Here is a 6,995-nt window from a genome sequence, read left to right on the forward strand (position 1 = left end):
AAAACCTTATTCCCGATTTTAGGGATAGTTCTTATTTGTTAATGCTTGCACTTTTCTGCACTGTATTAGTATATGTTTTCCTTACAGAAGCATTTAAAAAGATTTCTGCATTTACGGCAAATCTGAGTATGAACCTTGAACCTGTTTACGCTATCATTGTTGCATTTCTATTTTTCGGAGAGAGCAAAGAAGTAAATTTCTCGTTTTATATAGGATTGGTCTTTGTAATATCCTCCGTTGTATTGCAAACTTTCATTATCAACAAGGAATAAAAAATTAAAAAAAGGGCTGTCTAAAAAGTCTCATTAAAGAAAATGGGGCTGTCTAAAAAGGCGGCCCCTTTTGTATTATATAAATTCCTATTGTTTTTGCTGTTTCAGTCTTTAAGGCTTTTCTTTTGTCCGCTCTGCCTGCTCCCTGGATTGCCTTACGTCCCAATATCCAATGATACTTGCGGATAGAATAACCTCACCATCCGGACTTTGGTTTTACTTGAACAGATTAAGTAAGAAAAAAAGAAAAACCCCTCTAATCATATGATTAAAGGGGTTTTGACCGCCCTTGTAGGCTTCTCGGTCGGGGTGGCAGAACGTCAACAGGGGGAGGCTCAAAGGAAATGACAGGACAAGATACCAGATTTACGATACCGTGAAGTCGGGTATCTGTAACAGCAGGAACTGGTCGGAACTGCAAAACTATATCCGCTACAGAGGTGTGGAAATACAGTTTAAATACAGATCGGGTACGGATGAGGTTCAGGGAATTTCATTCAGCAAGAACGGACAGACATTTCGGGGGTCAGCCATTGACCGCTCATTGAGCTATGGACAGATCGACAGGGCTTTAAATGGAATCGATAACGCTATGGAACAAACCCGTCGGATGGAAAGCAATGTTTCAACAGATCAGTCTACGGACACCAATATCGGGGAGACCATCGGTTACTTAGCATCTGCTTTGTTTTCGATCCCTGAAATTGCGCCGGAGCAGGAAGATCCATTTATCAAGAAGAGAAAAAAGAAAGAAAATTACAGGTTAAAACGTTAAGAATATGCGCACAGAATTAGAAAACTTACAGCAACAGGTAAACACTTTAGAGGAGAATACAGATCTCATTACACAGGACATCGTACGCATCATGCCGACAATTGTATCCCTGCTTTCTGAAAACGAGAAGAATATGAAAGAATTTCATGAGATACGGGTAAAGGATCAGGAATATCTGAACCAGATAAAGATCTTTATCAGACAGGAACACGAAATACTGTCCAAGATCATCAAGGAGTACGGTTCACTGCAACATGTAGCCAATACTATCTCCGAAACGGCAAACCAACAGTTTTCGGCATTGGCTGAAAAAGAAAAGGAGATAGTAACCAAACTGTCCCAGATACCCGACAGCGTGAATATAAGGCACATTTATGGTATTGACCTAAAGTCTACACCGGTCATCATCATTATGATAATATTCTCTGTAATTATCTCATTGGGATTGGGAATGCTGTCCGAGAAAAACAGGCAGATAGGCAATAAAACATCATTCGAGATGCGCTATCGTATGGTGGGATTAGGGTTGCCAGAGGTTACTTCAAGTATTGATTCGAGTTATTCAGTTGATCCCGATAAATTCCATGATCTGGTGTTTAAAAGAGAGGAAGAACAACGTTTGATCAATTCTATTGAGAAGAAAAGGTCAGAAATCCAGAGCTTAGACAAATAATTAGTTTGTGAAATATAACGATGGCACCTACAATAAAACTATGTTTTTATATATAAATTATCAGTTTCAGGCTGATAATAGTGTTACTAATGATATTTTTTATTTGGTGCGATAGTTTTATTTTGTATCATTGTAATCAGTTTTAATCTGATATATCAGCTATGCGAAATAAAAATATTTCAACTCAATCTGGTGAATTATTGAACTATTTCAACAAGATAGATCGGCAGTGCTTTGAATTTGCAGAAGCAAGGTTAGCATTGCCGAACTCTTCAGAAAGTGCAATTCGGGAACTGCTAAGTGATATGACAAAACGAGGGCTTCTCATGCGTGTCAAAAAGGGGGTGTACTATCTAATTCCCTATGAACAGAATCCCGAAACCTTTATGCCTGATTGGCATCTATTGGCTGAGCCACTTACAAGAGGAACAGAGCATTATATTGGTTATTATTCGGCATTACAAATTCATAATCTGATAACACAACCGTCCCTAAAAGAGCAAATTGTTGTTGCCAAACAACTACGCCCTTCGCAGATTGAAGTTAAAGGCATAGCTTTTCAGTTTATATATCACAACAAGGAACATTTTTTCGGAATGAAAAAAATCTGGATTGATAGCTTTCACAAGGTGGTTTGCTCCGATTTGGAAAAAACTATTATTGATTGTCTTTTTAAGCCTGAATACGCAGGAGGTATCGTGGAAATAGCTAAAGCTATCTATCTTTCTATGGATAAGATCAAATTCACCAAATTATTTGAATATGTACAAAAATTCAATTCCCAAGCTGTTATAAAACGACTGGGGTATCTGTTAGAAGCTTTAGAAATAAAAACAGATATTATTCAAAAACTACAAACAATAAAAACGAACTCTTATGTGGTACTGGATACGGAATTACCAAAGGACGGTAAACTGCTAAGTCGTTGGAACATTCAGCAAAATATAGAAATGGAAACGATTAAATCAGCAATTTACACATGATAAAACCGGGAGAAATACAAAATAAAGCAAGAGAAGTTGGTGTTCGCGACCAACAAATTGAAAAAGACTATGTACTTTCTTGGATTTTACAAGGAATCGCAAATCATAGTTATTTATCGAAAGTGATTGCTTTTAAAGGGGGAACGGTTTTGAAGAAAATTTACTTCGCCGATTATCGCTTTTCTGAAGATTTGGATTTTACGCTATTGGATGATACCATATCAAATAACCTGATTTTTGAATGGTATGAAGAAGTCTTTGCATACATCGAAGAAGAAGCTAACATTCCCCTGGAACTCGTGGACAATAATGAACATGAAGATGGTGGCATCAACTTCTATATTGGCTATATCGGCCCACTTGGCGGACAAGGAAATAACAAAAAGGTGAAAGTTGACATTTCACGGAGTGAACAGTTGGTTTTTGAACCGATATTTCAAAATGCAATCCTTACGTATAGTGACCAAGAGGGGCATTCATTGCTTTGCTATCCTTTGGAAGAGGTTTTAGTAGAGAAACTTCGTTCCGTGATGCAACGAATGCAGGCAAGGGATTTTTATGATATCTGGTATTTGTTGGAAAATCATGGGATGGATGTTGAATTTTATACGAAAGAGTTTCGGGCGAAATGCGAGAGCAAGCAGGTTAATTCTGAAGATTTTCACACGAAATTGGCACAACGAATGCCGCAATACAAAGGTCGTTGGCGAAAGTCAATGTCTGACCAAATCAAAGATTTACCCGACTTCGAACAGGTTGAACGGGAAGCGATGAGACACTTAAAGAAGTTTGAATTTTGAAATGATCTGTGTTATTTTAATCGAACAAACATGAAAGACTATAAAGCTTTTGTTAGGAATGTACATAAATTAAGGATATAAATGATAACAATAGATAACATAAAATTAGATGAATCAAATGAAGAGTTCTTTTTGGCTTCTGAATTGGTTAAATACGGTCATCCACTTATCTATTTAACAGGAAAAGCAGGAACAGGTAAAACTACCTTTTTAAAATATCTACGTCAAACAACAGAAAAAAACACAATAGTGCTAGCTTTTACTGGTGTTGCTGCCATGAATGCAGGAGGGCAAACAATTAATTCGTTTTTTAAAATACCTTTCGGGCCATTTGTGCCGAGCGATAAAAGATTGAGAACAAAAGTAGAAGAAGGTGATCCAGACAGAAGCACGATATATCATTGTTTTCAGTATAATAGAGAAATGCTGAAAATTATCAATGGGTTGGAATTGTTAATAATAGATGAAGTATCTATGGTAAGATGCGACCTGCTAGACGTAATTGATAGGCTTCTTCGAGTTTACAGAAAGAGGGAAAATGAAGCGTTTGGTGGTGTTCAGGTCATTCTTATCGGTGACACTTTTCAGTTGCCCCCCATTGACAAAGAGTGGCATGTCCTTGAACCATTTTACGACAGTATTTTCTTTTTTAGCTCAAAAGTAATTCTAAAAAACAAGCCTATTTACATTGAGCTGAAAAAGATCTATAGACAAAATGAGAAAGAGTTTATTGACTTATTGAACAGAATTCGTGTAAACCAAGTTTCAGACAATGAGCTTAACCTAATAAACTCAAAATATAATCCATCATTCAGGCCTAGTTTGACTGCAGACTACATAACACTTGCAACACATAATAACAAAGTAGAAAGTATTAATCTCACCAATTTAGCGGAATTGCCTGGTCAGGTACAGCTTTTTGAGGGAGCTATTACAGGTGATTTTCCTGATAATATCCTACCGACTGAAAAGACACTTCAACTAAAAGAAGGTGCTCAAATAATGTTTATTAAAAATGTTAAAACGAAAAGCATATATAATGGTAAGATAGCAAAAATCAACAAGATAGACGGCAACAGGATAACAGTTTTGTATGAAGATAAAGAGGAGGGAGAATTAGAATTAATTATAGAAAAACAAGTTTGGAAAAACATAAGATATAATTGGAACGATGAAGAAAATAAGATTGAAGAAGAAGAAATTGGAACATTTACCCAATTCCCAATTAAGCTGGCGTGGGCTATAACAATTCACAAAAGCCAAGGCTTGACTTTTGAAAGAGTTATCGTAGATGTTGGAAACGCCTTTGCTTCTGGTCAAGTATATGTCGCACTAAGCCGTTGTACTTCTTTTAACGGTCTTATCCTTAATTCAAAAATCACAAAGGAATCAATCATCGTAGACTCTAAAGTAATAGAATTCGCTGAAAATGAAACACCAAGTACGCTAATCGTTGAAGAATTAAAGTCGGGGAAAGCAGATTTTTATTACAAAAAGGCTCGTGAAGAAATCAAAGCATTAAACTTTGCAAATGCATACGATAATTTTGTAAAAGCAATCAAGTTTAGAAATGATATTGAAACCGAATTGTTTAAAAAATATTTTGTTACCGTTGCGGGAAGGTTAAGTTCATACGGAAGCAAATATAATCGTGAAAAAGAACAAAATCATTTATTTAAAGCTAAGCACACTTACTTACAATCACGTATCTCCGAATTAGAACAAGAAAATCAAAGGTTAGCAGAAAAAAACGACCAGCAAAATAATGCTGTTAAAACCTTGTTGGATCAGACAGCCAGTTTTGAAAAACAGATCCACGAATTACAAAGAGAGAAGGATGATTTGACCTTGAAAAACAATGGTTTAAATATCGAAATATCTGAAGTAAAATCTAATTACTTTGAGAGCAAAGCAAAAATCAGAGAATTAGAGGATACTCTAGGTGTAGAAAAGAATATGGTTCATACGCTTACAGAACAGGTCCAAAAACTCGAAAGTAGAAAATGGTATGAAGTTTTACTAAACTCCAAAAAATAAGTTTTACATCTATTTTACTATAAACATGTTTAATTACCACATTATCCCAATAAAAACCAAAACACCATGGCTATTGGATCACCGTATTTTTTATTTTCAATTAGGAAAAAGACCAAGGTACGAAGCATTTGTTAAAAAGAACTACGAAGAGATAAACAGAATTGCGAATCAGAACGGACTATCGTTCATCTTTCATAGGCATTTTACTGAAAACAATATAGATCATTCTCAAATTGATCACGAATTTCTCAAGGAAATATCCAGAATAGATGAAAAGAAGTTTTACGATGAATTAGAGTGGCAAATATTTACCTATCAAGTGATAGACCCTGTATATATTGTACGTAAGTATAACGATACGTCATTAATTGCTTGGGGATATGATGCTTTTAAAAAAGGTATAAGAGGATTAAGATTTCCATTTGAGTCGTTACTTCCCATTAACAATATTGTAATAGGGGAATATTGCCAACTAAACCCTCATTCAGATGAAAATTGGACATTAAATACTGAATATATGGCTTTAAAGGTTGATAAAACGAGAATACCTTCTAATAAATAAAGCTTCAAACCCAACTTTTCTCAACTTAACAAGTCCGATAAAATTCATACGATTCTGTCCGAAATATGTCCGAAAATAGAAAAAGCCACTGATATTCAGTGGCTTTTGTCGGGGTGGCAGGATTCGAACCTACGACCTCCTGCTCCCAAAGCAGGCGCGATACCGGGCTACGCTACACCCCGTTCCCGTAAGGGTTTGCAAAGGTAAAAATTAAATCTAAATTCCAAAAATAACTTCATATTTCTTTTTTTAAAAACGGTTTTTATATTCAGAAAATAATCACTAATATTGCAGCTCGATTTTTACGGGATAATAATCGTCATTAATTACTCAAAATCATGGATTTAGTAAAATTTGTAGAAGAGCAGGCGGTAACACATAACGAAGTTCCCGCATTTAAGGCTGGGGATACTGTTAGCGTTCACTATAAAATTCGGGAAGGCAACAAAGAGCGTATTCAGGTTTACCAAGGTGTTGTCATCCAACGCAATAGCATCGGCGCCAATCAGACGTTTACGGTACGTAAGATTTCCAACGGCGTAGGTGTTGAGCGTATTTTCCCCATAAACTCGCCAAACATTGAAAAAATTGAGGTAAACAGCTACGGAAAAGTACGCCGCTCGAAGCTATACTACCTGCGTGGTCTTACTGGTAAAGCCGCTCGTATTAAATCCAAGAGGGTTTAACACACGTGAACATGCTAGATATTATAGGAAGCTGCCAATCGGCAGCTTCTTTTTTTTATAAAAAACTGTACCGGAAGGAATAGCTTGCAGCATTGTGGTTGGACTTATTATAGTAACCCAGGATTTCTACCTTGGCGTATTTGCCGGATGATGTCTTGACTATCAAAATACGCCCCTGAATAGGGTTGATGCTGTGGTCACTCATGT

At 36.3% G+C, this 6,995-nt stretch carries 8 protein-coding genes and 1 tRNA gene; 8 read left to right on the forward strand and 1 reads right to left on the reverse strand.

The features are described 5' to 3' along the window. From JHJ32_RS22275 to JHJ32_RS22305, 7 genes are all read left to right on the forward strand, one after another. Positions 1-272: EamA family transporter (locus tag JHJ32_RS22275; protein WP_200122877.1), on the forward strand; the 272-nt coding region annotated here is incomplete at its 5' end. A 442-nt stretch (positions 273-714) separates the two neighbouring features. Beyond that, positions 715-1,047: a hypothetical protein gene (locus JHJ32_RS22280; protein ID WP_233632812.1), complete on the forward strand. Its 333-nt coding sequence runs from the start codon at positions 715-717 to the stop codon at positions 1,045-1,047. Positions 1,048-1,051: 4 nt separating this feature from the next. Continuing rightward, the gene (locus JHJ32_RS22285; protein ID WP_200122879.1) at positions 1,052-1,720 is read left to right on the forward strand and encodes a hypothetical protein; all 669 of its coding nucleotides are present in this window, start codon (positions 1,052-1,054) and stop codon (positions 1,718-1,720) included. A 161-nt stretch (positions 1,721-1,881) separates the two neighbouring features. Beyond that, the gene (locus JHJ32_RS22290) at positions 1,882-2,703 is read left to right on the forward strand and encodes a type IV toxin-antitoxin system AbiEi family antitoxin (protein WP_200122881.1); all 822 of its coding nucleotides are present in this window, start codon (positions 1,882-1,884) and stop codon (positions 2,701-2,703) included. Next, entirely contained in the window at positions 2,700-3,503 is an 804-nt protein-coding gene (locus JHJ32_RS22295; protein WP_200122883.1) for a nucleotidyl transferase AbiEii/AbiGii toxin family protein, read from the forward strand. Before JHJ32_RS22290 ends, JHJ32_RS22295 begins: the two co-directional genes overlap by 4 nt. Positions 3,504-3,584: 81 nt before the next feature. Next, positions 3,585-5,540, forward strand: a complete 1,956-nt coding sequence (locus tag JHJ32_RS22300; RefSeq protein WP_200122885.1) for an ATP-dependent RecD-like DNA helicase — start codon at positions 3,585-3,587, stop codon at positions 5,538-5,540. A 25-nt stretch (positions 5,541-5,565) separates the two neighbouring features. After that, on the forward strand, positions 5,566-6,102 hold the full coding sequence (locus JHJ32_RS22305) for a hypothetical protein (protein WP_200122887.1): 537 nt from the start codon (positions 5,566-5,568) through the stop codon (positions 6,100-6,102). A 108-nt stretch (positions 6,103-6,210) separates the two neighbouring features. Here JHJ32_RS22305 and JHJ32_RS22310 read toward each other — a convergent pair. Then, positions 6,211-6,284 (reverse strand) — tRNA-Pro (locus JHJ32_RS22310). Positions 6,285-6,440: 156 nt separating this feature from the next. Between JHJ32_RS22310 and rplS the strand changes: the two genes are divergently transcribed. Then, on the forward strand, positions 6,441-6,788 hold the full coding sequence (gene rplS / locus JHJ32_RS22315) for a 50S ribosomal protein L19 (RefSeq protein WP_079718147.1): 348 nt from the start codon (positions 6,441-6,443) through the stop codon (positions 6,786-6,788). Positions 6,789-6,995 lie beyond the last annotated feature (207 nt).

Origin of the sequence: Parapedobacter sp. ISTM3, assembly GCF_016533505.1 — a bacterium.
In the GTDB taxonomy this organism is placed as follows: Bacteria; Bacteroidota; Bacteroidia; order Sphingobacteriales; family Sphingobacteriaceae; genus Parapedobacter; species Parapedobacter luteus.